This window comes from Pannus brasiliensis CCIBt3594, assembly GCF_036688125.1.
GTDB lineage: Bacteria > Cyanobacteriota > Cyanobacteriia > Cyanobacteriales > Microcystaceae > Pannus > Pannus brasiliensis.
Genome location: NZ_JBAFSM010000009.1, coordinates 1 through 26072, shown reverse-complemented (window position 1 = coordinate 26072; position 26072 = coordinate 1). Strand labels below are relative to the sequence as shown.

General features: G+C 52.0%; 28 protein-coding genes. 17 read left to right on the top strand and 11 right to left on the bottom strand.

Annotated elements, in window-relative coordinates:
* Nucleotides 1–21: 21 nt before the first annotated feature.
* Nucleotides 22–1518 (top strand): phenylacetate--CoA ligase family protein, encoded by a 1497-nt coding sequence (locus tag V0288_RS05975; protein WP_332864133.1) that lies wholly within the window; start codon nucleotides 22–24, stop codon nucleotides 1516–1518.
* Nucleotides 1519–1551: 33 nt separating this feature from the next.
* Here the strand turns inward: V0288_RS05975 and V0288_RS05970 are convergent, their stop codons facing one another.
* The 4 genes from V0288_RS05970 to V0288_RS05955 all read right to left on the bottom strand — a co-directional run bounded on the left by V0288_RS05970 (nucleotide 1552) and on the right by V0288_RS05955 (nucleotide 5071).
* Nucleotides 1552–2169: a PEP-CTERM sorting domain-containing protein gene (locus V0288_RS05970; RefSeq protein WP_332864132.1), complete on the bottom strand. Its 618-nt coding sequence runs from the start codon at nucleotides 2167–2169 to the stop codon at nucleotides 1552–1554.
* A 437-nt stretch (nucleotides 2170–2606) separates the two neighbouring features.
* On the bottom strand, nucleotides 2607–3302 hold the full coding sequence (locus V0288_RS05965) for a class I SAM-dependent methyltransferase (RefSeq protein WP_332864131.1): 696 nt from the start codon (nucleotides 3300–3302) through the stop codon (nucleotides 2607–2609).
* A gap of 103 nt (nucleotides 3303–3405) precedes the next feature.
* Nucleotides 3406–3630, bottom strand: a complete 225-nt coding sequence (locus V0288_RS05960) for a hypothetical protein (protein ID WP_332864130.1) — start codon at nucleotides 3628–3630, stop codon at nucleotides 3406–3408.
* Between the two features lie 166 nt (nucleotides 3631–3796).
* Entirely contained in the window at nucleotides 3797–5071 is a 1275-nt protein-coding gene (locus V0288_RS05955; protein WP_332864129.1) for a S41 family peptidase, read from the bottom strand.
* A 287-nt stretch (nucleotides 5072–5358) separates the two neighbouring features.
* On the opposite strand from V0288_RS05955, the gene V0288_RS05950 reads away from it, so the two are divergent.
* Nucleotides 5359–5613 carry a hypothetical protein gene (locus tag V0288_RS05950; RefSeq protein ID WP_332864128.1) on the top strand — a complete coding sequence of 85 codons (255 nt, stop codon included), beginning with the start codon at nucleotides 5359–5361 and terminating at the stop codon, nucleotides 5611–5613.
* A 145-nt stretch (nucleotides 5614–5758) separates the two neighbouring features.
* Complete coding sequence (gene yidD / locus V0288_RS05945) at nucleotides 5759–5986, top strand: membrane protein insertion efficiency factor YidD (protein ID WP_332864127.1); 228 nt, start codon at nucleotides 5759–5761, stop codon at nucleotides 5984–5986.
* Here yidD and V0288_RS05940 read toward each other — a convergent pair.
* From V0288_RS05940 to V0288_RS05925, 4 genes are all read right to left on the bottom strand, one after another.
* Nucleotides 5983–6855: an SDR family oxidoreductase gene (locus tag V0288_RS05940; protein ID WP_332864126.1), complete on the bottom strand. Its 873-nt coding sequence runs from the start codon at nucleotides 6853–6855 to the stop codon at nucleotides 5983–5985. The genes yidD and V0288_RS05940 overlap by 4 nt on opposite strands.
* A complete protein-coding gene (locus tag V0288_RS05935; protein ID WP_332864125.1) occupies nucleotides 6846–7193 on the bottom strand; it encodes an MGMT family protein in 348 nt (115 codons plus the stop codon). Before V0288_RS05935 ends, V0288_RS05940 begins: the two co-directional genes overlap by 10 nt.
* Before the next feature lie 67 nt (nucleotides 7194–7260).
* Nucleotides 7261–7389, bottom strand: a complete 129-nt coding sequence (locus V0288_RS05930) for a hypothetical protein (protein ID WP_332864124.1) — start codon at nucleotides 7387–7389, stop codon at nucleotides 7261–7263.
* A complete protein-coding gene (locus tag V0288_RS05925) occupies nucleotides 7386–8183 on the bottom strand; it encodes a glutathione S-transferase family protein (protein ID WP_332864230.1) in 798 nt (265 codons plus the stop codon). Before V0288_RS05925 ends, V0288_RS05930 begins: the two co-directional genes overlap by 4 nt.
* Nucleotides 8184–8457: 274 nt before the next feature.
* On the opposite strand from V0288_RS05925, the gene V0288_RS05920 reads away from it, so the two are divergent.
* The 9 genes from V0288_RS05920 to V0288_RS05880 all read left to right on the top strand — a co-directional run bounded on the left by V0288_RS05920 (nucleotide 8458) and on the right by V0288_RS05880 (nucleotide 19156).
* Complete coding sequence (locus tag V0288_RS05920; RefSeq protein WP_332864123.1) at nucleotides 8458–9639, top strand: hypothetical protein; 1182 nt, start codon at nucleotides 8458–8460, stop codon at nucleotides 9637–9639.
* An 88-nt stretch (nucleotides 9640–9727) separates the two neighbouring features.
* Nucleotides 9728–10720, top strand: coding sequence for a pentapeptide repeat-containing protein (locus V0288_RS05915; RefSeq protein ID WP_332864122.1), 993 nt, complete (start codon nucleotides 9728–9730; stop codon nucleotides 10718–10720).
* 157 nt (nucleotides 10721–10877) lie between these two features.
* Nucleotides 10878–12653, top strand: a complete 1776-nt coding sequence (locus V0288_RS05910) for an ArnT family glycosyltransferase (protein WP_332864121.1) — start codon at nucleotides 10878–10880, stop codon at nucleotides 12651–12653.
* 1148 nt (nucleotides 12654–13801) lie between these two features.
* The gene (locus tag V0288_RS05905) at nucleotides 13802–14656 is read left to right on the top strand and encodes a hypothetical protein (RefSeq protein WP_332864120.1); all 855 of its coding nucleotides are present in this window, start codon (nucleotides 13802–13804) and stop codon (nucleotides 14654–14656) included.
* A 235-nt stretch (nucleotides 14657–14891) separates the two neighbouring features.
* Nucleotides 14892–16517 carry an ABC transporter substrate-binding protein gene (locus V0288_RS05900; RefSeq protein WP_332864119.1) on the top strand — a complete coding sequence of 542 codons (1626 nt, stop codon included), beginning with the start codon at nucleotides 14892–14894 and terminating at the stop codon, nucleotides 16515–16517.
* The gene (locus tag V0288_RS05895) at nucleotides 16514–17293 is read left to right on the top strand and encodes an endonuclease/exonuclease/phosphatase family protein (protein ID WP_332864118.1); all 780 of its coding nucleotides are present in this window, start codon (nucleotides 16514–16516) and stop codon (nucleotides 17291–17293) included. The genes V0288_RS05900 and V0288_RS05895 overlap by 4 nt, the downstream gene beginning before the upstream one ends.
* A gap of 402 nt (nucleotides 17294–17695) precedes the next feature.
* Nucleotides 17696–18181 (top strand): allophycocyanin subunit alpha, encoded by a 486-nt coding sequence (gene apcA / locus V0288_RS05890; protein WP_332864117.1) that lies wholly within the window; start codon nucleotides 17696–17698, stop codon nucleotides 18179–18181.
* A gap of 63 nt (nucleotides 18182–18244) precedes the next feature.
* Complete coding sequence (gene apcB, locus V0288_RS05885; RefSeq protein ID WP_332864116.1) at nucleotides 18245–18730, top strand: allophycocyanin subunit beta; 486 nt, start codon at nucleotides 18245–18247, stop codon at nucleotides 18728–18730.
* A gap of 222 nt (nucleotides 18731–18952) precedes the next feature.
* Nucleotides 18953–19156: a phycobilisome linker polypeptide gene (locus V0288_RS05880; protein ID WP_332864115.1), complete on the top strand. Its 204-nt coding sequence runs from the start codon at nucleotides 18953–18955 to the stop codon at nucleotides 19154–19156.
* Between the two features lie 137 nt (nucleotides 19157–19293).
* On the opposite strand, the gene V0288_RS05875 is transcribed toward V0288_RS05880, so the two are convergent.
* Together V0288_RS05875 and V0288_RS05870 are read right to left on the bottom strand one after the other, a co-directional pair.
* Complete coding sequence (locus tag V0288_RS05875) at nucleotides 19294–19647, bottom strand: Rieske (2Fe-2S) protein (RefSeq protein WP_332864114.1); 354 nt, start codon at nucleotides 19645–19647, stop codon at nucleotides 19294–19296.
* 129 nt (nucleotides 19648–19776) lie between these two features.
* Nucleotides 19777–20358, bottom strand: coding sequence for a DUF1997 domain-containing protein (locus tag V0288_RS05870; protein WP_332864113.1), 582 nt, complete (start codon nucleotides 20356–20358; stop codon nucleotides 19777–19779).
* A 255-nt stretch (nucleotides 20359–20613) separates the two neighbouring features.
* On the opposite strand from V0288_RS05870, the gene V0288_RS05865 reads away from it, so the two are divergent.
* Both V0288_RS05865 and V0288_RS05860 read left to right on the top strand, forming a co-directional pair.
* Entirely contained in the window at nucleotides 20614–22935 is a 2322-nt protein-coding gene (locus V0288_RS05865; protein ID WP_332864112.1) for a heavy metal translocating P-type ATPase, read from the top strand.
* 27 nt (nucleotides 22936–22962) lie between these two features.
* Entirely contained in the window at nucleotides 22963–23379 is a 417-nt protein-coding gene (locus V0288_RS05860) for an FHA domain-containing protein (RefSeq protein WP_332864111.1), read from the top strand.
* A gap of 2 nt (nucleotides 23380–23381) precedes the next feature.
* Here V0288_RS05860 and V0288_RS05855 read toward each other — a convergent pair whose 3' ends face one another.
* Nucleotides 23382–23723 (bottom strand): hypothetical protein, encoded by a 342-nt coding sequence (locus tag V0288_RS05855; RefSeq protein ID WP_332864110.1) that lies wholly within the window; start codon nucleotides 23721–23723, stop codon nucleotides 23382–23384.
* Between the two features lie 6 nt (nucleotides 23724–23729).
* On the opposite strand from V0288_RS05855, the gene V0288_RS05850 reads away from it, so the two are divergent.
* The 3 genes from V0288_RS05850 to V0288_RS05840 form a co-directional block, all read left to right on the top strand.
* Nucleotides 23730–24686 carry a DNA polymerase III subunit delta' gene (locus V0288_RS05850; protein ID WP_332864109.1) on the top strand — a complete coding sequence of 319 codons (957 nt, stop codon included), beginning with the start codon at nucleotides 23730–23732 and terminating at the stop codon, nucleotides 24684–24686.
* A 70-nt stretch (nucleotides 24687–24756) separates the two neighbouring features.
* A complete protein-coding gene (locus V0288_RS05845) occupies nucleotides 24757–25227 on the top strand; it encodes an META domain-containing protein (RefSeq protein ID WP_332864107.1) in 471 nt (156 codons plus the stop codon).
* Between the two features lie 170 nt (nucleotides 25228–25397).
* Nucleotides 25398–26072, top strand: a 675-nt coding sequence (locus V0288_RS05840) for a leucine-rich repeat domain-containing protein (protein WP_332864106.1), incomplete at its 3' end; no start/stop codon positions are given.

Here is a 26072-nt window from a genome sequence, read left to right as displayed (position 1 = left end):
AATCCCCGCTTTTTCCCGACGATGCCAGAATCCCGCTCGCGACGGCTAATTTCCTCCCTACAAGCCTTTCTCGACACGTCCCTAGACGATCGATTACAAAACGTGACGGCAACCAATACGGAAAGCCGAATTTTAGATTTATTTCATTCTATAGTCGCTAATGTTCCCGCTTATCGGGATTTTTTACACGAAAGGGGCATCGATCCGGGTTCGATCGATTCTCTCGTCGCTTTTCGCTCTCTACCCCTCACCACCAAGGAAAATTACCTCCAACGTTACCCCCTCGCTGATTTATGCCGCGGTGGACGCTTAGAAACCTGCGATTTTATCGCCGTATCGTCGGGAACCACGGGAAAACCGACGTTCTGGCCGCGATTTCTTAGCGATGAATTCTCGATCGCCCTCCGATTCGAGCAGGTATTCCGCAATAGTTTTCAAGCGGACAGACTACGCACCCTCGCGGTCGTCTGTTTCCCGATGGGGACGTGGGTGGGGGGAATGTTTACCGCGAGTTGTTGCCGTCACCTGAGCGCGAAAGGCTACCCGATAACCGTCATCACCCCCGGCAATAATAAAGCGGAAATTCTCCGCGTGGTGAGCGAATTGGGCGAAAATTTCGAGCGAGTGGTGTTATTAGGCTATCCGCCTTTTCTCAAGGAAGCGATCGATACCGGTATCGTACAGGGGATAGATTGGCGACGCTACTCGATAAAATTGGTGTTCGCGGGCGAGGTTTTTAGCGAGGAATGGCGGGAACTGGTGGGAGAAAGGGTAGGCGCGACGAATTTTCCCTACGATTCGGCCTCTCTCTACGGGACGGCGGATGCGGGCGTATTGGGCAACGAAACGCCGTTAAGTATCTGTATCCGTCGCTTTCTGGCGAGAAATCCCGCGATCGCCCGCGAACTGTTCGGGGAATCCCGTTTACCGACTCTGGTGCAGTACGATCCGGGAAGTCGATTTTTCGAGGAAATTGACGGTACGTTATTGTTTTCTGGCAATAACGGGATTCCCCTTCTCCGCTATCACATCGCCGACACCGGGGGATTGATTTCCTATTCGGAAATGCTGGAATTTTTACAAAAATACGGGTTCGATCCGCGGTCGGAATTACCGGGAGAAAGAGGAATTTACCCGCTTCCTTTCGTTTACGTGTTCGGTCGTTCCCGTTTTGTCCTCTCCTATTTCGGCGCGAATATTTACCCAGAAAATGTTTCGTTAGGGTTAGAACAGCTGGGGATTCGCGATTGGGTGACGGGAAAATTTGTCATGGAAATTCGGGAAGACGCGGATAAAAATCGTCGGTTTTGTATAGCGATCGAGTTAGCGTTCGGAGTCGAAGAAAGCGAGGAGAAACGGGAGGCGATCGCTACCTCGATTCAAACGTGGATCTCGCGTCTCAATAGCGAGTTCGCGAATTACGTTCCTCCCGAGTACCAACGTCCCCGAATCACCCTTCTTCCTCTCGGAGATCCCGAATATTTCCCCATCGGGGTAAAACATCGCTATAGTCGGTGAAGTATTAAGACCGGAGGCGAGAAAAAAATAACGCTATCCTCTTCGTTTACGGGAGAATATACCGATCGAACTCACGGCTAGTAATCCTGCAATGATGCTTGGTTCTGGAGTAGATGTATAAAAATCAAACTCGGCGGCTCCAGAATTACTGCCACTATTCAATACGGAGGTTACATCCCAACGTAGGTAGCGGGCGGTAATACCATTACCTCCATTGATGAAAACCACATCCGTATTCGCGTAGCCCGGACTGTTAACACTAACGATCGTATCGTCAAGATTTCCAAAGATCGAATCGGAGCTAAAAATCAAATCGAAGGAGGTAACGTTATCGAAATCTCCCCCGCCCCCGGTTCCATTGGAAACTCCGGATGAGGCTCGATCGGTATAATCCACACGACTAATTAATACCGAGCTTCCAAAATCAAAGTCGATAAAAGTATTAACATCTCCCCCTAAAGAAACATAGTCTGTTAGTAAGTTATTATCTAAAGCAAACGAAACATCGTAACTGGAATTAAAGGAAGGTGTACTGTCAATGACCGTCGGCTTGCTTAATAATGTTAAAGCGCGAACGGGAGCGGCCATCGCCCAGGATGTCGCGGATATGCCGACAACAGCGAGGGATGTTAATGCGGTTCGGTTAATCATGGATTATTTCTTCCACCAGAGTTTAAGGTATAATGCAACACATTCAAGGATTCCAGCCGAATCATCGATGATAGTGCCGATGTTAAAATCAATGGAATCTCTTGGACATCGGGTGAAAAATGTTAACTATGTTACATTCTGGGCGCAAGCCTCGAAGCCCGTAGATTAGGTCGGGTGTTGGCGGTAGGAGCGTATGGCCCACGCCATTCCTTCGATCGGATGCGCCGATCACCATAACCCCAAGAGAGCCAAAAAATAATTTTTGGATTTGATGATAAACACCCCGACCCCGTTCTGTCAAGTATACCCTTTGGTGGTTGTGGTGATCGATCTAGCTGATTAACCGCGAAAACCAAGTATATCAAGGCTTTAAAGCCTTCACCCTACTAAATAATGTATCAAATTTTACTTTTTTTGACTCATGTCCAAGAGAGCCTTCATGTCGGGGCATGGGCGAATTTTTGCCCGATCGAATCCAGAATCTCGGGGTAATCGAGAATACGGAGATGAGAATCTTTAAATTTTTGAAAATCCCCGTAGCCGAGATTACTAATTTTTTTCAGAGAATTCCAGGTCGGAGTGAAGTTCGATCGGGTCTCTAACCAAACAGCGGTTTGACCGTGATCGGGAAAAGTCGCGTAACTCAATTGGGGAAAAAAATCATGGATCGCGAAAATCACTTTATAAACATCTCCCATCCATCGTTTATCTCGAATTCTTAACACTTTTCGAGAGGCGCGGACGAAGGTGAAATCGGGGTGAGATGCGAACCAACCACAAGGATGTGTATCGTCGATCAGCCAGATCGTCCGGGAATGGGAGTAACGTAAAGAAGCGCAAAAATCTCGAAAGGTTTGCTCGAAAGTATGCAGTCCATCCAGATAAATCAAATCGAACTCGCCGTGATCCGGCGCGAATTTAGAAAAGAATTCATCGCTCGTTATTTCATAAAAATTTGTCTTTTCATCGACATAATCTCGCGTGTTGAATCTAAATTTAGGATCGACCGCTACCCTTCGAGATACATGAACTTGGTGAAAAGTATTCCCGGAATGTACCCCGATCTCTAAATATTTTCCGGCGGCATTGATCTTGGCCAGCGCGTTTAACCGCTCAAATCTTTTTCTTAGCATTCTCGACTCTCTCTAAAACGTAGTAGAAGCGATCGAACCTAACGATCGATACCGAAAACACGAGCGATCGAATTTTTCCCGGAAAGGTTACCGAATCTTTTTTTCACTCGATCAGATTCCGTCCGGGAGTATTGTACTCTCTCCCGATATCCTCGAATTTCGTAATATCCACGCCGATCGCCTCGCAAGCTTGTTTTACTTCCCGCTCGAAGGTAACGGTATCTTCCGCGTAACCGCATAATCGCGCGGCTACCGCGATTCCTTCGGAGACATTCGCTCTCGCACAATCGATTAAATCGATACCTTTTAAGGGGGCGGGTGCAGTCATAATCGTCCTAGATTACAAACGTTACTGGCATAGTAGGGAAAATCGATCGCTCGCGCTTCTATCGAAAGTCTAGATCGGCGCGTCGGTAGGTAACGAGCTTTTCAGTACGGGCGATCGGCTTTTCTCGCGCGAACTGAAATTTTGACGGATCGAGTTTTTTTAAGAATTAATTCGATTTAAAAGCGGCGATAACGTTAAAAGCTTCCTCGATCGCCCTTTCTTTCCGCGGGTCGGCCCCGCGCGCGTAGGGAAGATCGAAGGGAACCCCGATATCCGGGGTGACTCCTTTCCCCTCCAGACGCGTGTTCCCGTTCACGTACACGTCCACCACGGCCACGTATAACAGGCTACCGTCCGCCATGAGAAACGCGCGTCCCCCCACCACCGCGCCGGGAGTGCGATCTCCGATAACCGGGCCGATTTTCTTCTCCCGGAACGCGTGGGCGAGAATTTCCTTACTACTGCGGCTTTTTTCGTCCACGAGCATGATTACGGGTCTTGTCCAGGTCGCGCTATTCACGTAGCTTCTACCATTCCGAGGAATCGCGGTAAAAGACAGGGGACTCGCGGTAAAGATGTTCAGTGCGGTTAACGGCGCGCCTCCCCATCCCCCGCGCAGATCCAACACCAAAGCGTCCGCGTTCCGTAAACGGCCGGATAAGAGTTCTTGTTCGAGAATTCGCTGGTATTGTTCGCCCGCGTAAGACCAGATATGAATATAACCGATTTTCTTGCTATCCCGCTCGATTACTTCGACGCTTTTACTCATCGCCTCCTCGAACATCCGTCCCGCGTCGAACACTTTCGGGGTTATCGGTAGGGTTCGTTCTTGTCCCGGTTCCCGCTCGATGGTGAGGGTTAGTTCCCGTCCGGCCTTGCCGCGGAAGGACTCGATCGGATGGTACGGTTTACCGTTGACCGAGAGCAAGCGATCGCCGACTAATAAACCGGCGCGCTCCGCGGGAGAACCGTCCAAAACCCCGCTAACAAATGTTTTTTCCCCGATTTGTTCGGTGAAAATGCCGATCCCCGTATACTCGATTTTCCCGTTCGGAAACCACGTTTGTAACGGTTGCTGTAAATCGCGATCGATCGCCGCAAAAATAGCCAGTAATTGATAGTATCGGGGATCTTCGGGGATGTAAAAACTCGTGTGGGATGTCCGTAATCGGGAGAGCATTTCGTTGACGGTGACGGCGAATTCTTCCCTCGATCGGGCTTTTGCCGCGACCGAACCGTATTGTTCTTTCATCGCCGGCCAGTCCACCCCGTTAAACTTCGGGTCGAAAAACTCCCGATCGACCGTCTGCCAGACTTGCGAGAAGATCGCGGTTCGATCGTTCGCGGACAGGGATCGATCGCCCGCGACCCCGGCGATCGCCAGTAGAAAGATCGCCCCCCAAGTCAAGATTCTCTGGCGGAATTTTCTCGGTATTTTCATAGAAGCGATCGCCTCGATCGGTTTCCGGTTGCTAGATTTCTCCCGATCCTATCACGGCGGTTATCGGCACGATTTCCGACGCTCGGAAAATCGCTCCGATCGGGGAGAGAGTTCCGGAGAAAACGAGCGAGAGGGAAAGGGCGATCGACCCGTATTTTCGCCCTCGGCAAAACTAAACCTTTCATCGTAATCCACCATAAAAATACTTAAATATTAACAGAAATGCTGGTTTATTTTGTGTTACAATAAAGTATTCGATTTCTTCCGTTGCATCCCTTCAATCCGAAATGTCTTCCCCGCGATTCTTCTCTCTAGCCACCACGCTCGCTATCGGGATCGTTAAAATATCGATGATTTTACCTCCCGCCGTCGCGGGAACGAAAACGTTGAAAATCTCTAACGTTTCCGGGGAAAAACAATTCCTAGCGACACCCTCTCCTTGGAAAATCAGCCCGCGCTCTCCGGCAAAATTTTTACCGCTTCTAGTATTACCGTTCGCGGTGGGATTCGCGGCGTGGATGATTAAAAACAAAAATATTTAACGGGTAATTTCGAGATTTTTGCCGCGCTTCCCGCCCGTTTTTCGGATTACGATTATAGTAGGATTTAACACCGGTTCGGGGGCGATCGCTCTCGTGCCGGCGAGCGTTTTCAAGACAAAATCGCCAGTAAAAAGGTATAAAGCGAGTGAAAAAGATTTTTATCCTGCTCATTCAAGGCTATAGACGATTTATCTCGCCCCTATTCCCGCCTTCCTGCCGTTTTCAGCCCACCTGTTCCCAGTACGCGATCGAGGCGATCGATCGCTTCGGGGTAGTCCGCGGCGGATGGATGGCGACGAAACGGATCTTACGCTGTAATCCCTTCCATCCGGGGGGATACGATCCCGTTCCCCCCTGTTCGCACGAGCATTAAGCTAGATAACGACGTAAAAAACTCTCCACCGATTCGAGTTGGAAATGATAGATCGATTCGATCGCCGTCACCTCCTCCCGCGTGACGAAAAACTCGTTCGCCAACAAAGTTCGCAGGGTTCCCAGCGATCGCTGTAGCTTGGGATTTAATAGCCCGATTCCCGTCCGGAGTCCGTCGAACACGAACAGGGGCGGATTGATAATAATCGGCTCTTTCTGGAAAATTTTCCCGAAAATACGCGGGATGTCGCCCCTAGTCAAAATGTCCGGCCCGCCGATCGCCAGAATCTGATCCCGCGCTTTCTCCACCCGCACCGATTCGGCCGCGATCCGGGCGAGGTCGTCGGTACTGACGATCGAGGAACGATGACTTTCCTCCCCGACGAGCAGATAGATTCCCGTCTCGCGAAACCGTTCCGCGAGGGGCAGTAAATTATTGGAAAACCCGGAAGGACGGAGGATCGTGTGGGGTAAACCGCTGGCGATCAGGTATTTCTCGACTTCCCGTTTCGCTTTAAACACCGGCGCGTCTTCATTGTATCGATCGACCCCGAGAACGGAAAGGTAGACAAAATGCTTGACCCCGTTTTCTTTCGCCCGATCGATCAACTCGATATTCGCCCGGTAATCGAGGGCGACCGTATCGTTACCCGAACCGTGGGCGCTAATAATATAGTCCACCCCGCGGACGGCTTTCGCGATATCTCGATCGTCGGTGAGATCGCCGATGAAAATCTCCGCTCCCGATTCTTCTAACTCTCGATAATTGGAAAAAAGACGGACGAACGCCCGAACCGCGCTATTTTCCTGCCGTAACAATCGGACGATACGCCGTCCGAGCGATCCCGTCGCGCCGGTAACTAAAAACATGATCGGATATCCTCTCGTGTATATTCTTCAGCTTGCCATTGATATTTTCGGAGATCGATCTTTCCCGCTCCGTCAAAAACGATCCCCTCCTCTTCTAATAAAGCGCGTTGCAGATAATCGCTACCCCGTCGAAAGGGGGAATAGGAGATCTCCCCCCTCGCGTTGACCACTCTCTGCCAGGGAACCTCCTCCCCCGCCAGATCGACCCGATGTAAAGCGTACCCGACTAATCTCGCCTGACGCTCCCGACCGCTTAAATAGGCGATCTGTCCGTAGGTGGCGACTTTCCCCCTCGGAATCCGGCGGGTAACGCGGTAAATATCTTCGTAAGCGGACATAGTGGGAAGATGGGGGGGATGGGGGGGATGAGGGGAGTGGGGTGTGGGAAATCAAGATAGAGAAAATCTAGTTTCGGGAAAAAATGGAAAGTTTCGAGAAATTTACTCCTCTACTTCCTACTCCCCACTTTCTTCCCTCCTGCCTCCTGCCTCCTGCCTCCTGACTCCTGACTCCTGACTCCTGACTCCCGCTCACTCGATCTCGATCGAGGTGGGGGAGTCGCCGGACGGGGGAGGGGGGGAAGAGGTCGAGAGTTGACGGTATTCGGAGTAAAGACTATCTCGCCAATCGAAAAACACATCGTAGGCGCTGTTATCGGCGAGACCGGGGATTCCTTTGCCCTGGAGTTCGCGGGGGAGATTGAGATAGGGCGCGTCGGGGAATTTCAGCAGGACGCTCAAACCGGCCACGGCTAGATCGGCGAGGGTGGGTCGATCGCCCACCAGATAGGGACGGGAGCTTAAAATGAGGCTCAGGGCTTCTAAATCCTGGTGTAGCCCTTTTTTCGCGCTATTGATCGCGTCTTTACCCAGACCTACCCCCGTTCCCAAAATATCGATCAGTTCGGCGGGAACGGAACCGAGTAACAGCCGCACGAAGTCGGGGGTTTCCCTGGGGAGGAAAGCGGTACGAAAATTCTGATTTTGGGCGAACGCGCCGAGAAAAGCGGTTCTACCTTTGAGACCGATCGATTCGTCGGCCCATTCCTCGATCAACAAACACTGGCCGCGCTCGACGGGATCGGTGGGGAGAATCGGTTTTTCGGGGTAAACCCGATCGAGGTAAAAAGCGATCTCGGTCGAGTCCGCGATGTAGGTCTGACCGTCTTTGAGGACGGGAACCTGGCGCTGTCCGGAAAGTCGGAATAACTCCAGTTGACCGACCCCCGGTACCACCTCGATCTTCCGGTAGAGAAGTCCCTTATAATCGAGGATCAAACGCACTTTCTCGCTGTACTGCGATAATTCAAATTGATAGAGTTCTAACACGAGGTAACGGCTCCTAGGGCGATCGATAGTTTCCCAGAGATCACTGTAACGCTCCGGGGAATCGATCGCCACAACCTAAAGACTTTACTCCGATTCTCGCTATCGAACTCGACAGTAAAACCTTTCCCGGCGAGGGTCGGCTTGCCGAAAATTTCCCTTTTTGCTAATTTTACGGAACTGGATGGGTACTCTGATAGGGGATAGGCCCGCTCCCTATCCTTCCCATCAACCGCCAGTGAAGGTCAAGGGCTACTTTCTCGGATTAGAGGATACCATGCAATCATCTATTGACGTTTTTCAGGACGTGGTTCGCTATCTCGATAGTCATGAAGAAGCTTTACGGATCAAAAAGCTAATTTTTTGTATCTGTAAAAAGTATTGGGAAAACGACCCGAATATCTTAAATAGTATCCCTCTAGATGAGTTATTAAACGAGCTAGTACAAGCGAAACCGAGCAACGAACAGTTAACTTTCTCGGTGTACAAGCTCGTGAAAACCCTCAATCGCCCCAAGGTTTACGCGGGAGTCGCGACGATCATCATCGAGCAGGTTAGTAAATTATATAATAATATTTCTTCCGCCTACGATACTCAACTTTTTTCCGTTCCCGTGGAGACCGAAGAGAGAGCGCCCCGGCAAGAAATCAAGTATTCGGTCGATTCTTCCCTAGAAAAAGCGAGCGATCACCTAGCGAATCACCCGGAAAATTCCCGCATTAAAAAATTGCTTTTCGCGACCTGCAAAAATCGCTGGGAGAACGACACGAGAGCGATCGATCAATACGGTGTACAGAATCTGATTTTAGAACTCCAACAAAATTATCCCACGATAACCGCGTTCAAACAGGCATTAAATAGAATCGTCGAAAATATTAATAAAAAAGCCCTTTACACGGCGATCGCCGATATTATTATCCTTCAGTTCGAGACGCTCTACGCTCGCGATTCCGAGTACGAGGCATACGAGAGTAAACCGCAGGAAAAAGCGATGAAAACCCAGATCATCCCCGCGAAAGACTCTCCGGACATCCCGCGGCAGGAGAGATTTCAATCGCCGCACGGGGGGGATTTCGGCACCTCGATCATTGACTTCGAGGACTCGCCCTCGATTACCGAACTCCATGTTGCCGAACCCGCTTCCCCCGTCTCGAATAGTCCCCTCAAAGAATACGATCCCTTTGAACTCCGTTTAGAAATCTTTCAATATACCAATCCGCTACGGGTGAAAATTCTTCTCTACTCGATCCTCTTCCATCCCTGGGAAGAAACCGGGCAAGATTGGGTCACTCTCCGGCATTACACCCTAGAAGAAATGTTAGAACAATTAATTCAAAGCGGGAAAAGTCTCAAAGAGATCGAGGCGCGACTCCAGGAAGCCGCTCGAACCCAGTTGGATGGCGAGTCTAACGCGCAGACCACGAGTACCCTGATTCAAGCCCTGCAAAGAATTTTCTAGCGATCGCCTTTCCCGGACGGCTCTCTCCCGAGAGAATTCAAGCTTCTCGCTTTCTTTGTAGATCCCGTTTACCCTTTCATCGAAACCCATGAGACCTACCGAATTAATCGAACGCTATACCGCCGGAGAAACTATATTTAGCGGGTTGAAGCTACCCGGAGTGAATTTAGTCGGGGCCGATCTGATCGGCATCGTTCTCACCGAGGCGGACTTGCACGGAGCCGATCTTTTATTCGCCTATCTCAATCGCGCCAATTTATCCCAGGCGAATCTCGTCGGCACGAATTTAAGCGGCGCGAGCCTCAGTCAGGCGGATTTGACCGGGGCCGATTTACGCGGGGCGAATCTACACGGGAGTCTCTTACAGGGGGCGAATCTCCGGGAAACCGATATCACCCTCGCCATTCTCCTGGACGCGAATTTAGTCGGGGTGGATTTACGCGGCGCGGATCTCAGTGGCGCGAACCTGACGGGGGCCTGTTTACGGGGCGCGAATATGCGTCAGGAGAAAAAAAGCTATAACACGAACCTCCAGGCGGCCAACCTGTATCGCGCGGATTTACAGGGGGCGAATATGAAAGGGGTGGATCTCGCCCGCGCCAACCTGCAAGGGGCGAATTTAAAAGAGGCGAACCTGCGGGACGTGGATTTACGCAAGGCCGACCTGAGCAACGCCAACCTTCGGGGCGCGCTACTCACCGACGCGAATCTAGTGGGGGCGCGTCTGGTGGGGACGAATCTGACGGAGGCCAATCTGGTGCGGGTCAAGATGAGCGAGACCGAAGCGATGGGCGCGAATTTCCAAAAAGCGCAAATGACCCAGATCAAATGCGATCGGGCCAATCTCAGCCAATCCAATTTCCGGGGCGCGAGAATGAATCACGCCGATTTACGACGGGCGAATCTCATGGGCGCGGATTTTCGCGAGGCGGATCTCGTGGACGCTTTCTTCGCCCGGGCCAATCTCGCCGGGGCCGATCTCAGTTTCTCCAACCTGACGCGCGCGGAGTTGATGAGCGCGAACATCGCCGGGGTCAACCTACGCGGGGCGACCATGCCGGACGGGAAAACGAATCGGTAGCCTGGAGAGGGGGGAAACGGAACCGAAAATCCCGGAGCGAGTCATCGTTTCCGGTACATTGGATTTGAAACGGGCGCGTTCGATCGAGACGATCGGGCGAAACGCTCGTCCCGATCGACGGGACAAATATCCAATTCAAAATCAATTTTCAAGATTTATGAAAGCAACGTTCGATCGGGTTTTCGAGGAGTGGTTCCACCGGATCGGTAAACGTTCGCGGGCGATCCTGTTCCTCTCGATCGCCTGGTTAGCGCTCGTCGCGGGAGTGGCGTTTTTCTGGCGCTCCGGCGGTATCGGCCTGATCGATGAAACCGAACCCCTCTTCGCCGAGGCTTCCCGTCAGATGTTCGTGACCGGGGACTGGATCACGCCCTATTTTAACGGGGTGACGCGCTTCGATAAACCCGCGCTAACGTACTGGTCGCAGGCGATCGCCTTTCACCTGTTGGGGGTGAACGAGTGGGCGGTCCGTCTACCGTCGGCGATCGCCGCGACGCTGGTGATCGCGTTAACTTTCTACACCGTACACTGGTCTCTCACCGAGGAAGACCGATTAGATAACGTTTCCCGTCCCGCCAGAAATTGGCTGGTGGCGGCGATCGCCTCGGCAACGATCGCCCTTAGCCCGATGGTGATCGTCTGGGCGCGAACCGGGGTCTCGGATATGTTGTTAACCGGGGCGATCGCGCCCTCTCTACTCTGTTTTTTCCTCGCTTACGCGCGGCCGGAAAAATCCCCGGCGAAAGTCCGTTTCTACATCGCCGCGTATATATTTATCGCCCTGGCGATCCTGGCGAAAGGCCCGGTCGGGATTGTTTTACCGGGATTAGTTATCCTCGCGTTTTTACTATATGTGGGAGAATTTCAACCCGTTCTTCGCGAGGCGCGCCCGATCTTGGGTGCGTTCATTATCGCGGGGTTATCCTTGCCCTGGTACGTTCTCGTCATCTGGCGCAACGGTTGGAACTATATTAATTCCTTTTTCGGCTACCATAACGTGGAGCGGTTTACCGAGGTGGTCAACGGTCACGCCGCGCCCTGGTTCTTTTATTTTCTGGTCGTTTTCCTCGGTTTCGCGCCCTATTCGGGGTACTTACCCGCGGCGATCGCTCGTTTGAAATTCTGGAAACGGCGGGATTGGCGATCGCTCTCCCGTTCGCGACAGTTCGGTTTGTTCGCGTTTTTCTGGTTCACGGTCGTGTTCGTCTTTTTCTCGATCGCCGTCACCAAACTCCCCAGTTACGTGTTACCGTTAATGCCCGCGTCGGGAATCCTGGTCGCGCTGTCGTGGGGGGAAATTTTCTCCGGCGGGAAGAATTCCCGCTCTTTCCGTGTCAGTGCCTGGATAAATCTGTCTTTTTTAACCATCGTATCGATCGCGTTATTTTACGTCCCGAATCTTTTAGGCGAAGATACCGCCGCGCCGGATTTCCCGCGATTATTGCAACAGTCCGGCTTACCCACCCTCGGCGGTATTATCTGGTTATTCGCGGCCGTGGCGATCGCTTTCTTCCTCGCGCGGCGGGATTGGTTGCCGGTCATCGGCATTAATTTACTGGCTTTTATGGCGTTTTTACTGTTTGTCCTGACCCCGACCTTATTTTTAATGGATAGTCAGCGCCAGTTACCCCTACGACAGATGGCCGGCTCGATCGTCGAAAACCAAAAACCGGGCGAAGAGATCGTCATGGTCGGGTTTAAAAAACCCACGGTAGTTTTTTACTCCCATCGACCCGTGACGTATATCAAGCTGAACAAGGAAGCGGCAGAATATATTCAAAAGCAACGGCAACAGCGATCGCCCGCCGGTTCTCTACTGATTCTAACCCAACCTTTCCGGCTGACCCGCATGGGTTTACAGCCCCCGGAGTATCGAAGTTTAGTGAGACGGGGCGCTTACGAGTTAATTCGCCTACCCCTCGGGAAAAGTTAGTCCGGTCAGAAGACCTCGAAGCGCGATTCCTGGGTGAGAATCGAAAATCGAGAAAAATTCCCCTTTAAAAAACCTCGGTTCGGGATAAGCCCGAACCCCTGGTCTCGCATTCGGGTCATCCTAAATCCTGTTAACCCGAAGCGAGGTTTTTTACGGCCTCGCGCGGGGGTGGGCGGGGCGCTAATCCCCCGAAAAAAGCCCGGTTTCTCGCCGAAAAATCGTCCGATTCCGAATCGAATGAACCGCGCGACAATTTTTCAAGTCCGCGAGAGATCTAGAGAGGGCGGTCGGTTCAATCTCGTTTCCGTCCTGAAAGCGGGGTCAGAAACCGCAACAATTCATTACGAAATTTAGAGCATTTTTGCAAATCTTAATTCGGCGCGTAAAATCTATAAATAAACCTCTAACGGGAAATAAATCGGTTTTTCTCGCTCGGAGCCAAGATAGCTAGAATTGTATCTTTTTCGTTAACAAAATCGAGGCCGATCGCTCGCTCGCTCGATGGCTGGAATTCCTACCGTGAAAGGCTTCGAGAAAAAATCCCGATCGCGCTCCCGCGAGCGTTCGTCTCTATTCTCCGTATTCTCACTGGATTTTTGAAAAAATCTTTTCAGCGCGATCGCGTGATTTTACAGAAGATATCCCCGCCTCGAATTTTTATTCTCGAAAATGAATGGAGGAAACACCGGGCTTACATCTCTCTACTTTTCCGCGGACATCCTCTTGACCGAATCAAACCTTAAAAAAAAGGGTCAAGAGCTAGTCACCTTTAGTGCTAGAAGCGATCGCCATTTCTCTCTATCGATCGAGAACGGGAACCAGAAGTAAACATCCGCAAAATAATTCAAGATTAGCCTCTTTTCTTTCTCTTCTTGAATTTTAACTTCTCGCGTTCTTTGACCTTCAAAAATCGATCGAGAGGGGCTAGATTGTTAATGCCGAGCGCTCTCTCACTCGTTGATATAAGCATCGGAGAAAACAGTACGTTTTTTCCGATCGGCGAGGATTGAAAGCTGGTCGTAAAACCCTATCTTCCAGCAAATCTAAGGATTTATAAGGACAGCCGCTCGCGGGGATGAAAAAGTCTCGCGGAAATTCTCGATCGCGAATGGCCTTGAAGAAAGAATACTAGGGATCGATTCAAATCTATGGAACTCAAAAGCTACCTCAAAAACGCGCTGACGGGCGCGATCTTATTCCTGGGTACAATAACAGCTAGTCAGGCTCGCGCGACGATCGTGACCTACCCGCTAGATTTACCCGGATTTAACGCGGAGATGGGGAATCCCCCGATTGTTGTTAATCTCGATAGCATCGTCCCGAATACCGATATCACCGGGAATACCATTTCCGGTATCCGATTTCTTCGCGGTCTGAACAGCTTCGGACCGGGAGCCGATCTTCTGGTCGTTCCGGGTAGTGATACCGTCACTCCTTCCGGTGTGTTTGTCACGCAAAATACCAACCTTCCGATTGTCAATACCTCTCAATACAAATTATCCACGACTTACAGTTCTAACGTCCTGTCACCGGGCGGGATCGTTCTCGGTCCGGGGTTGAATAACCCGGTGGAAAATGACAGTATGATCGTGGAATTTGTCGATCCGGTTGCCGCTTTCGGCTTGCAACTCCTCTATCAATCTCTGGACGCGGACAGTTACCTCTGGTATTACGCTTACGATAGCTCGAATAACCTGCTATCTTCCGGTCTGATTCCCGCCTCTTCCCCTCTTCCCGGCAACGCGTTCGACCCTGGTGCGCCGGGCGGGGAAGATTTTTGGGGGATTGTATCGAGCGAGAACAATATCAGGAGAATCGAATTCGACGAGCAAGACGATAATAATATCTGGCCCGATAGTAATATCGGGTACGCGGCCTTCCGCGTGGGTTATCGTTCTCCCAATGTTATCGTTCCCGAACCCGAATCGACGATCGGACTGGTGATTTTAGGACTAGGCTCTATCCTCTGGAAAATTTGGGCGAAATACACGCCTAAATCCTAAATATACCGACTTTAACGCTCTATATCGATAAATCGGCTCGTTACCGATAACGGAAAGTCGGGGGATCGTCTAGAGGATGTCGGGATCTCTGCCATCCTCGCCGGCATCGACTCCCCCGATCGGAAAGATTGTCGGATTTTTCTCGTTTTTCGCGGGAAAGGCCGCCGTATCGTCCGACAAAATACCCGTCTCGAAGTATGCTACATTAGCGTGGATCGCGAGATGGTTTCGAGTTATGGAACGATTACGGGGACTTTACCGATATTTCAGCCTGTTTTTAGTTTGTCTTCTCCTAGTGGTCGGCTGTCGGGCCACGACTCCCGATACCCCGAAAACGCGCGGGGGCGATCGAATTAGTATCGGAACCACTCTCAAACCCCGGACGATCGATCCCGCGGACAGCTACGAACTCGCGGGGTTATTTATTATCTACAATGTCGGCGAGACCCTCTACACCTACGAACCCGGAACCACGACCCTAAAACCGCTTCTCGCGAAGGATTTCCCGAAAATTAGCCCCGACGGTCTCACCTATCGCATCCCTCTCCGTCAGGGCGTGATCTTTCACGACGGGACACCGTTTAACGCCGAGGCGATGGTGTTTTCCCTGAACCGTTTCCTGAAAAATGGCGGCGAACCCTCTTTCCTCCTCGGTGATACGATCGATACCGTGAAAGCGATCGGCGAGTACGAGATCGAGATCGCCCTGAAACGACCTTTCGCCGCGTTTCCCGCGCTGTTAGCCTATCCGGGGGCCTGCGCGGTCTCCCCGAAAGCCTACGAGATCGGCGAGGGGAAATTTAAAAACGAGGAGTTAATCGGCACCGGGCCCTATCGTCTAACGGAGGTGACGAGCGATGCTTTCCGTCTGGACGCGTTCGATCGATACTGGGGCGAACCCGCGAAAAATAAAGGCGTGGACGTGCAGATCTATCTATCGAACCCGGCGAATCTCTTCAACGCGTTCCAAACCGGGGCGATCGATGTGGCCTATCAATCCCTGCTCGCCCCTCAAGTGCGAAAACTGCGCGAGGAGGCGGAAAACGGCAAATGGAAGGCGATCGAATCCTCGGGTTCGGCGATTAATTTCATGGCCCTGAATTTCAATAGCGAACCGACCAATAATATATCCGTCCGTCGCGCGATCGCTTCCTTGATCGATCGGGATTTATTGAACGATCGCATTCTTCAGGGGCAGGGAATCCCGCTCTTTAGCCTGATTCCCACCACTTTCGCCGAATCCCGTCCGGTTTTTGAAAAACGCTACGGCAGACGCGACGTGGAAGGCGCGAAACAATATCTCAAAACAGCCGGTTACAGCGCGGAAAAACCCGCCACCGTGGAAATCTGGCACTCGTCCGGCTCGATCACCTCCAGCACAGTGGCCGCCGTTTTAAAAGCGCTCTCGAAACGGGATCTAGAGGGAATGATCCGCTTTGAACCCAATAGCATCCTCGGCGCGGCATTTTTCAAAAATATCGGTCGCGGACTCTATACCACCGCGTTATCGAACTGGTACCCCGATTTTCTCGACGCGGATAACTATATCTATCCTTTCCTCGATTGCGCGAAAGGTTCCCCGAAAACCGGGTGCGAGGAGGGGGGAGCGCGAGGACAGGGATCGTTTTTCTATAGCCAGAAGATGAACGAATTGATCGATCGATCGCGAACCGAGAGCGATCCCGCCAAACGAACGGCGATTTTCGCGGAAATTCAGGATATTCTCGCCGAGGAAGTCCCCTATATTCCCCTCTGGCAGACGAAAGAGTACGCTTTCGCCCGAAACGGCCTGCGAGGGGTTATCATCAATCCTAGTCAGACCTTTCCCTTTTGGACGATCGAAGGAAAGTCAACGTCATGAAACTAACCGTATTTTCCTTCAATATCCGCTACGATAAACCCGACCCCGGCGATCGGAACTGGCGCGTTAGACGGGACGCGGTGGTGGCGCTATTCTCGCGCTATTCCCCCGATATTATCGGCACCCAGGAAGCCCGCGCCAATCAATTACTCGATCTCCACCGTCGTTTACCGGAGTATCAGAGTATCGGGAGCGATCGACGGGGAACCGGACTCGATGAACACTGCGCCATCCTCTATAAACCCGATCGCTTACAATGTCTAGAAACTTTTGAATTCTGGTTATCGGAAACCCCGGAAATCGTCGGCAGTATCACCGAATCCTGGGGAAATCCCTACCCGCGAATGGTCACGGGAGCTAGATTCCGGACGGTAGAGGGTCAGAATCTTCTCTTTTTTAACACTCACCTAGAACACTATAGTGACCTCGCCAAAGATCTAGGGGCGAAGTGCATTTATAATTACTTTTGTCAACTAGATTTGACCGATTCTTACTTATTTCTCACCGGCGATTTTAACTGCGATCGGGATCGATTTCCGAGGCGGGTATTTCTCGAACCGTTTCCCAATGGCTACCGTTTAGAGGACGCGTTATCGGGGTTAAGCTCGGAAGAACAAATGAGCTTTAACAATTACAACGATCGACCCTATCTAGCGATCGACACCATCTATCACGATAGTCGGGTGAAATTAGACCAAGCGAAAGTGGATACCTCGCGATGGTTGAACCTGCTCCCGTCCGATCACTACCCGGCGATCGCGCGATTTACCCTGTAGCTATCAGGAGGCGGGAGGGAAGGGGGTAAGGGGTAGGGAATAACTTTCTCAAAACTCTCGATTTTGTCCCGAAATTATCTATTGATTTCCCACTCCCCCATCACCCGACACCCGACCCCCTACACCCTACACCCCATCTCCCCCACACCCGACACCCGAAAATGAATCCCAATATTAAGAAGTATTACAAACCGGGGGAGAAGGTAACGAGATGCCGGAAAATAGTTGCGTTAGGTCGCTAGGCTAGGCAAGTCTTGGACTTCTGGTAACAGAAACGGGACAAAGCGCGTTGATCTGCCCGATTAACGGTAACTTTTCCGAAAGACTCGCTCTAGTGACCAACAATGGTATAGAATGTCAGATCAAGTTTTTAATCTCATGTAAGTTGGGAGGAATCCATCAATGAGTATCGTCACGAAATCGATCGTGAACGCGGATGCTGAAGCCCGCTACCTCAGCCCCGGCGAACTCGACAGAATCAAAGCTTTCGTTACCGGCGGAGCCGCCCGTCTACGCATCGCTGAAACCCTGACCGGCGCCCGCGAAAGCATCGTCAAACAAGCCGGCGATCGTCTGTTCCAAAAACGCCCCGACATCGTTTCCCCCGGTGGTAACGCTTACGGCAACGAAATGACCGCTACCTGCCTCCGCGACATGGATTACTACCTCCGTCTGATCACCTACGGGGTGGTTGCCGGCGATGTAACCCCGATCGAAGAGATCGGTCTGGTCGGTGTTCGTGAAATGTACAAATCCCTCGGAACCGATATCGGTGCGGTTGGCGAAAGCGTTCGCGAGATGAAAGCGGTCGCGACCGGGCTATTGTCCGCCGATGATGCCTCTGAAGCCAGCGCTTACTTCGATTACGTGATCGGCGCCCTGTCGTAGAATTTTTCTACGCTCACCTCTCGTAAAACTCCAAGTTTAAGCCAACATTAAGGAAGCTCAACCATGCAAGACGCAATTACCTCCGTAATCAACTCCGCCGACGTTCAAGGCAAATACCTCGACGGTTCGGCTCTCGACAAACTGAAAGCCTATTTCTCGACCGGCGAACTGCGCGTTCGTGCCGCCAGCGTGATCAGCGCCAACGCTTCGGGCATCGTGAAAGAAGCCGTGGCGAAGTCCCTGCTGTACTCCGACGTGACCCGTCCCGGTGGCAATATGTACACCACCCGTCGTTACGCCGCTTGTATCCGTGACCTCGACTACTATCTCCGCTACGCGACCTACGCCATGTTAGCCGGAGATCCCTCGATCCTCGACGAGCGCGTTCTCAACGGACTCAAAGAAACCTACAACTCTTTAGGCGTTCCCATCTCTTCGACCGTGCAAGCGATCCAAGCGATGAAAGAAGTTACCGCCAGCCTCGTCGGTGCCGATGCCGGTAAAGAAATGGGTGTCTACTTCGACTACATTAGCTCTGGCTTAAGCTAGAACGAACGAACGTCAGGCAACGGTTTAATCTAATCGGGTTGTCCGACTATGAGGATCGGGAAGTCGAGGGTGAGTGCTAGCTCTTTAAAGGCTGAATCTTTACATTAAGGATAGGTTTTGACGATCTAGTATTGACTCTTGACTCCCGACCTTTGCTATAGAGAGTATCGATCGGTTCGTTCCCAGCGATTTTTTTTAAGCCACATTAGGAGATTTCAGACCATGCGGATGTTCAAAGTCACCGCTTGCGTTCCCAGCCAAAGCCGGATTCGTACGCAACGGGAATTACAAAATACCTATTTTACCAAGCTCGTCCCCTACGATAACTGGTTCCGCGAGCAACAACGCATCATGAAAATGGGCGGCAAAATTATCAAAGTTCAATTGGCGACGGGAAAACCCGGCACCAATACCGGACTTCTGTAACGGTTCCCGCTCGATGGATAGGCAAAAGAGGTCTAGAACAGACCTCTTTTTGTGTGTCTGGGAGAAGAGCATCTCTCCTATATCTCGGGCTTTCGCGCTATTTTTTTCGGATTCTTCCGCCTGACTCCCGGATATGCCTACGCGACTTCTACCCAGATACTGCCATCCTCGACGCGGGTGGGAAAAACGGGTAAAACTTTCTCTTTCGCGACTAATCCCATCGCTTTACTCATCACCGGCGGCCAGGTGATCCATTCTTTGACCTCACCGCTACAGAGATCGAAGGAACTCCGGTGCCACGGACAGACGATCGCCCCGTCCTCGGTTATTTTGCCCTTGGCCATCGATAGTTTTAAATGGGGGCAACGATTATCGACCGCGTGGTATTGTCCCTCGTGGTTGATCAGCAGGATCGATCGATCGCCTACTTTGACCACTTGACGGGTGCCGGGAGCGAGAGATTCTACGGGTAATACTTTTGTCCAACTCATGTTCGATCGGGATAAATGAAAGTTATTTTTTGAAAAAACGACAAATTACATTATAGTAACAAAATTCTGTCGTTAAAATAGCTTATTAAATCAGATCTTTGGGGGTGTTTTCTCCTGCCTCCCGCCCTTTTACCCGATCGAGGGATCGAGCGCGGTTTCGGGATAGACGATCCCGTTCGATTCCTGACTCGCCCACTGCCGGTAGTCGTCGAGGAGTCGCGTCATCAAACGTTGTTTGATTCTAACCAAAACTCCCTTTAATAAACCGTTTCCGGTGACTTCTAAGAGCGGTCGCGGGGTTAACCAGAGGGGAGGGGGTAACTCGACTTTCACCTCTAGATTCGCTTTGCCCACGAGGTAGGTTTTGCCGTTTTCCTCGGTGGGGGCGAGTTTTCCTTTGACGTTGAGGGAGAAGCGATCGTTAATGTAATCGATCCCTTTAATCTCGCAGTCCTCGGAATGGAGAAACACGGTTCCGCCCGAGGTCGCCCAAACATTGAGGACGACGGTGGGCTGAAAATAGTACATCTCCAAAAAGTTCAGGGAACGCATTTTCAGCCGGAAGTGATGTTCCGATAACGGTTCCATCCTGTTCGTATCGACGATAGCCTGTACTAAGCGACGGGGTTGCCGGAGATAGTGCTGGATCGGGATCGTCTGTTTTTCGACAACGATCTCGACCGATTCGGACGCGGTGAAGGTTACTTCCATACAGGGCTACCTTAACATTTGTCTCCTTTCTTTATTTTAGTTTACAAAACTTCAATATTGAATCGGGAGAGATGCGGTGATTTTACCTCGATCGGGGGACGCGAACGGAGTATTTCCCATATTTGTTGATATTTCTTTAAAATGATCGATCGAGGTTTTAAGCTTTCGGGATTTTCGGGATCGATCGCCTTTGAAGCCGGATCTCGCCGGATTGACTATCCTGAAAAAAGAGAGAATTTATCGAGAATCGCCAGTATGCAAACCGTCGCCGATCGAGAAGTGAAAACCGCCACCCTAGACGTGAAAGGGATGAAATGCGCCGGATGCGTGAGCGCGGTCGAACGACAACTCCACCAGAATGACGGGGTAACGTCCGCGCGGGTGAACCTGATCACCGAGGTCGCGGTCGTCGAGTACCGACCGGAAACCGTCTCGCCCGATCGACTGGCCGAGAAACTGACGGCGATCGGTTTCCCTTCTAAACCCCGCGATTCGGTCAACCTTCTCGACAGCCGCAACGCCCGCGAGGAAGAACGGCAGAAAGAACGCGAGCGACAGGTAAAAAAACTCTATATCGCCGCTTTTCTCCTAATCTTTTCCTTTATCGGTCATCTACACCACATCGGCGGGCTAGAGATTCCCGTTTTAAACAGTCTCGGACTCCATTGGGGACTGGCTACCCTCGCCCTACTTTTCCCCGGTCGGGAGATTTTTATCGATGGCTGGCGCGGTTTACGTCACGGTATGCCGAATATGAATACTCTCGTCGGTTTGGGGACGGGAAGCGCGTATCTCGCCAGTTGTCTCGCCCTAATTTTCCCGCGCTGGGGCTGGGAGTGCTTTTTCGATGAACCGGTGATGCTATTAGGGTTTATTCTCCTCGGTCGTACTTTGGAAGCGCGCGCGCGGAGTCGGGCCGAGGCCGATCTAGAGGCATTGGTCGCGCTACAACCCCCGGTCGCTTACCTGATCGGCGATCCGAGCGATCGGGTGGGTATCGCGATTCCCGTCGAACAGGTACGGATCGGGGAAATGGCCCGCGTCCTTCCCGGCGAGAGAGTTCCCATCGACGGCGAGATTATCGACGGACAGACCTCGATCGATGAATCCCTACTCACCGGCGAATCGTTACCGGTGGTGAAAGAAACCGGGGACAAGGTGATCGCGGGGACGATTAACCTATCGGGAGCGATCGCCGTCCGCGCCACCCGAGTCGGACAGAATACCACCCTCGCTAAAATTATCGCCTCCGTCGAGTCCGCCCAAATCCGGAAGGCCCCCGTCCAGAAGTTAGCCGATACGGTGGCCGGGTATTTCGCCTACGGGGTACTGACGATCGCCGCCGCGGTCTTTCTCTTCTGGTACACGGTAGGCGCGAACCTTTTCCCGTGGGTGTTACTGCAAACGGTCCATCACGAGGGGATGATGGTGCATTCTTCCCCCCTCTTACTGGGGCTAAAACTGGCGATTTCCGTTCTCGTGGTCGCTTGTCCCTGCGCGCTCGGATTGGCGACCCCGACGGCGATTCTCGTGGGGACGAGTTTAGGCGCGGAACGGGGCATTCTCATTAAGGGGGGGGATGTGCTGGAAATCGCGCACCGACTGAACACGATCGCCTTCGACAAGACGGGAACGCTGACGGTGGGACACCCGGAAATCACCGATCGACTGTCCTTTTCCTCCCTTTCCCCCGACGAGATCCTGCAACTGGCGGCCACGGTAGAAAGCGGTACGAACCATCCCCTGGCGCGAGCGATCGCCTCGATCGTGCCGGTTCCCGAGTTCGCGGGAGAGGATTTTCAAACCGTCCCCGGATTGGGCGTTTCCGCGCGGGTGAACGGGGAACGGGTGTTATTGGGCAACGAGGACTGGTTAAGTAAAAACGGGGTCGAAATCGCTCAAAAGGCGATGGAATCGCTACAACCCCTTGTAAAAGGGGGAAAAACGATCGTCTATCTGGCGCGGGGGGAGGAACTCGCGGGGGCGATCGCCTTTCAGGATCGACTCCGAACCGACGCGCGGGAAACGGTGCGGGCCTTACGGGATCTCGGTCTGGAAGTTCTTTTACTCAGCGGCGACCGGCCGGAAGTGGTGGGAGCGATCGCCCGTCAATCGGGAATCGAACACTATCGCGCCGGGGTATGCCCGGAGGAAAAAGCGAAGATTATCGGCGATTTGCAGGACAAAGAGGGAAAAATCGTGGCGATGGTCGGGGATGGAATTAACGACGCGCCGGCGCTCGCGCGGGCCAATATCGGCATCGCGCTGGGTGGGGGAACCGACGTGGCGATCGAGACCGCGGGGATCGTCCTGACGCGCGATCGACTCCCGGACGTGGTGGAATCCCTGCGTTTGAGTCTGGCTACCTTCCGAAAAATCCGTCAGAATCTTTTCTGGGCTTTGGGTTATAATACATTCGCGATTCCCCTCGCGGCCGGGGTACTCCTGCCGGGGTTCGGACTCGCTTTGGGCCCCGCGCTATCGGCGGCGTTGATGGCCTCCAGTTCCATTTTAGTGGTGACGAACTCGCTTCTATTGCGTCGCCACTTCCCGCGTACCGGACAAGCTCGAAAGTAATCGATCAATTGATTTCACGATAAATCGGTGAAAACTCAACCAGAACATTTTTTGCTCGTCGAGGATAGCGAGGGTAAAAACCGGTTCGTCCTGACGGCGAAATCCTACTCGATCGGACGGGTGATCGACCGCGATATCTGTCTGCATTCCCAATTCGTTTCCCGCCATCACGCCACGCTTCTGCGTCAGGAGAGGGGGGAAGGGGAGTTCTCGTACCGGATCGTCGATGGCGATGGAAACGGTCGATCGAGCGCCAACGGACTCCTGATCAACGGCAAAAAATGCTACAGCCACGATCTAGTAGACGGTGACGAGATCGTTTTCGGCCCGCGAGTCTCGGCGCTCTATCAATACCGACAAGGGGATACTTTTTCCCCGTCTCCCGAGAACGATCCTTTCGATATTACCCTCATCGATCCCGCCATGATGATCGACGAGGAATGAGATCAGGCGGAAATTTTCGTCAGACAGATGCCGCGATAATGTTCGGTGATAATTTGATGGATGGCATCGAAACATTGACGGCAACGATTATTCACGCGCAGGGGAAGTTCGTTGTTTTTCACCAGTAATTCGATCTGGATTTCCGAGGGGGAAACGATCTTGTTAAAGAGTTCGATCGTCACCAACTGCGAGAACGAGACTTTGCCGGGCATTTCCACGAGGACGAAGCGATCGCTCCTACGGTGCATCACTTCAAAAACGCTCAGGTTGAGTAGGTCATCGTACAGGAGTTCGAGCCGGGCGGGAGAATTTTTGACAAGATAAGAACAGGAGTATCGGGACATGACAGAATGGCGGGACTAGAGTGGTCGAGAATTATCGGTCAGGAAAAGGCGATCGAACTCTTGCGAAGAGCGATCGATCGAGATTATATCGCGCCCGCTTACATTTTCGCCGGGGCCGCCGGAATCGGGCGCGTTCTCACCGCGAAATGTTTCTGTCAGGATTTACTCTGTATCGGTTTAGAGGCAGATCGGCGGGAATCAAGCCGAAAACGCTTTCTCGTGTCGAATCACCCCGATTTCCTCCGCGTAGAGCCAACCTACCAGCATCAAGGGCGTTTATATACCGCCGCGGAAGCGAAAGAAAGCGGACTGAAACGGAAAACCGCCCCGCAGATCCGCATCGAACAGGTACGCGATATCACCCGTTTTTTAAGCCGTCCCCCGCTAGAGTCCTCCCGTTCCGTGGTGGTGATCGAGGACGCGCACACGATGACGGAAGCGGCCGCCAACGCGCTGTTAAAAACGTTGGAAGAACCCGGTAGAGCGACGTTAATTTTAATCGCGCCGAGTACCGAGGCGCTGTTACCGACGCTCGTTTCCCGTTCCCAGCGGATTCCTTTTTCCCGACTCTCGGAAAGCGATTTAGAACGGATTTTGCGGGAAAACGGGCGGGAACGGGTGTTAGAGTATCCGGCGTTGTTGGGACTCGCTCAGGGAAGCGCGGGGGAAGCGATCGCCGGTCTGGAAATTCTGGAAGGTCTCCCGGAAGATCTGCCGCGATCGCTCGATCGCTTTATCTCGCAACGACTTTCTAAAGCGATCGAACTGGCGAAATCGATCGCCGCCGCTCTTGACACGGAAGCACAATTATGGTATATAAACTTCCTGCAATACGAGGACTGGCAGAAACGGCAGGATCGATCGACCGTGGAGATTCTAGAGAGAGCGCGGCGGTATCTGTTGTCCTACGTCCAGCCGCGCTTGGTGTGGGAGTGTACTTTATTGGAGTTGGCGAAACGGTAGGTCGGTGAATTTCCCCCGATCGCTCCCGCTCGGTTTAGAATAGAGGGAGTGTATTGAGAAAAATGACAGTATGAGACAGAAAATCACGGGAATTTTAGCGATCGTCGCCGTCGGTGGCGCGATGATGGCGGGAGGGTCGATCGCCCAAAACACATCCCCGATGAACGAAACGCCCCGAACCCTAGACGGAACGAATTGGAAGTTGAGCGGCTGGACGGGTAGAAATCTGGTGGAAGGGACGGAAATTACCGCTTCTTTCAAGGGAACGAATCTAGGCGGTTCCGCGGGTTGCAATCGCTATATCGCCCGTTATCAGACGAAAGAAGACAGTTTTAGCGTGAAACCGGAGATCGCCACGACGATGATGGCCTGTCCCGAACCGCGCATGAAGCAGGAACAAGCGTTTCTCACCGCGTTAAAAGGGGTTCGAGAGTACGCGATCAACGGCGCGGGAGAATTACAACTGGTTTATCGGGTTCCGGACGGTCTCGGTATGTTAACTTTCGTCCGTACCGCCGCGCCGGAGAGAGGAAAAAAATAGGGTTTTTTCCGGATAATTCCGGAGTGAATTCGGGCCGGTCTGATTTCGATCGGCCCGTTCGCGTATCTACCGCAGAAAGGGATAGGAAATCTGGAGAGCGATCGGTTTTCGGATATGTCAACGGGCGGGAGAATGTGTTATCAAGGAAGTGGCGAGAGTCACGGTGAGATATGGCGAAGATACCGGCGCATTTTCGTGAGGCGATCGACGAGTGTAGGAAAAAACAGCTTCCCGCATTAGATTTGAGTTGGGGAGGGGTTGAACAGGACTTAATAGAAATTTTTCCAGAAGTTTTAAAATTTACATGGTTGAGAGAGCTTGATTTAAGAGGTAATCAACTGACTGTCCTGCCCGAATCGCTTGGCTCTCTCTCCCATTTAACCTCGCTTGATTTAAGCGGTAATCTACTGACCGCCCTGCCCGAATCGCTCGGTTCTCTCTCCCATTTAACCGAACTCAGCTTAGTCGGTAATGATCTGACTATCCTGCCCGAGTCGTTCGGCTCTCTCTCCCATTTAACCTCGCTTAATTTAAAATTTAATCGACTAAATACCCTACCCGAATCACTCGGCCATCTATCTTGTTTAATCTCGCTTGATTTAAGATTTAATCGACTAACCAGCCTACCCGAATCGCTTGGCTCTCTCTCTAATTTAACCTTACTTTATTTAAGTGGAAATCGACTGACCACCCTACCCAGATCGATCGGCTCTCTTGACCGTTTAACCTCGCTTGATTTAAAAGGTAATCAACTGACTGCCCTGCCCGAATCATTCGGCTCTCTCTCCAATTTAACCTCGCTTGATTTAAAAGGTAATCAACTGACTGCCCTGCCCGAATCATTC

Bases quoted from the DNA above. Each gene is read 5' to 3' on its own strand.
- apcB (WP_332864116.1), top strand. From the start codon at position 18,245: ATGCAAGACGCAATTACCTCCGTAATCAACTCCGCCGACGTTCAAGGC.
- V0288_RS05935 (WP_332864125.1), bottom strand. From the start codon at position 7,193: ATGTCCGCTTACGAAGATATTTACCGCGTTACCCGCCGGATTCCGAGG.
- V0288_RS05875 (WP_332864114.1), bottom strand. From the start codon at position 19,647: ATGAGTTGGACAAAAGTATTACCCGTAGAATCTCTCGCTCCCGGCACC.
- V0288_RS05975 (WP_332864133.1), top strand. From the start codon at position 22: ATGCCAGAATCCCGCTCGCGACGGCTAATTTCCTCCCTACAAGCCTTT.
- V0288_RS05970 (WP_332864132.1), bottom strand. From the start codon at position 2,169: ATGATTAACCGAACCGCATTAACATCCCTCGCTGTTGTCGGCATATCC.
- V0288_RS05905 (WP_332864120.1), top strand. From the start codon at position 13,802: ATGGAACTCAAAAGCTACCTCAAAAACGCGCTGACGGGCGCGATCTTA.
- V0288_RS05950 (WP_332864128.1), top strand. From the start codon at position 5,359: ATGTCTTCCCCGCGATTCTTCTCTCTAGCCACCACGCTCGCTATCGGG.
- V0288_RS05960 (WP_332864130.1), bottom strand. From the start codon at position 3,630: ATGACTGCACCCGCCCCCTTAAAAGGTATCGATTTAATCGATTGTGCG.
- V0288_RS05955 (WP_332864129.1), bottom strand. From the start codon at position 5,071: ATGAAAATACCGAGAAAATTCCGCCAGAGAATCTTGACTTGGGGGGCG.
- V0288_RS05965 (WP_332864131.1), bottom strand. From the start codon at position 3,302: ATGCTAAGAAAAAGATTTGAGCGGTTAAACGCGCTGGCCAAGATCAAT.
- V0288_RS05900 (WP_332864119.1), top strand. From the start codon at position 14,892: ATGGAACGATTACGGGGACTTTACCGATATTTCAGCCTGTTTTTAGTT.
- apcA (WP_332864117.1), top strand. From the start codon at position 17,696: ATGAGTATCGTCACGAAATCGATCGTGAACGCGGATGCTGAAGCCCGC.
- V0288_RS05895 (WP_332864118.1), top strand. From the start codon at position 16,514: ATGAAACTAACCGTATTTTCCTTCAATATCCGCTACGATAAACCCGAC.
- V0288_RS05920 (WP_332864123.1), top strand. From the start codon at position 8,458: ATGCAATCATCTATTGACGTTTTTCAGGACGTGGTTCGCTATCTCGAT.
- V0288_RS05845 (WP_332864107.1), top strand. From the start codon at position 24,757: ATGAGACAGAAAATCACGGGAATTTTAGCGATCGTCGCCGTCGGTGGC.
- V0288_RS05855 (WP_332864110.1), bottom strand. From the start codon at position 23,723: ATGTCCCGATACTCCTGTTCTTATCTTGTCAAAAATTCTCCCGCCCGG.
- V0288_RS05880 (WP_332864115.1), top strand. From the start codon at position 18,953: ATGCGGATGTTCAAAGTCACCGCTTGCGTTCCCAGCCAAAGCCGGATT.
- V0288_RS05940 (WP_332864126.1), bottom strand. From the start codon at position 6,855: ATGTTTTTAGTTACCGGCGCGACGGGATCGCTCGGACGGCGTATCGTC.
- V0288_RS05850 (WP_332864109.1), top strand. From the start codon at position 23,730: ATGGCGGGACTAGAGTGGTCGAGAATTATCGGTCAGGAAAAGGCGATC.
- V0288_RS05915 (WP_332864122.1), top strand. From the start codon at position 9,728: ATGAGACCTACCGAATTAATCGAACGCTATACCGCCGGAGAAACTATA.
- V0288_RS05910 (WP_332864121.1), top strand. From the start codon at position 10,878: ATGAAAGCAACGTTCGATCGGGTTTTCGAGGAGTGGTTCCACCGGATC.
- V0288_RS05870 (WP_332864113.1), bottom strand. From the start codon at position 20,358: ATGGAAGTAACCTTCACCGCGTCCGAATCGGTCGAGATCGTTGTCGAA.
- V0288_RS05865 (WP_332864112.1), top strand. From the start codon at position 20,614: ATGCAAACCGTCGCCGATCGAGAAGTGAAAACCGCCACCCTAGACGTG.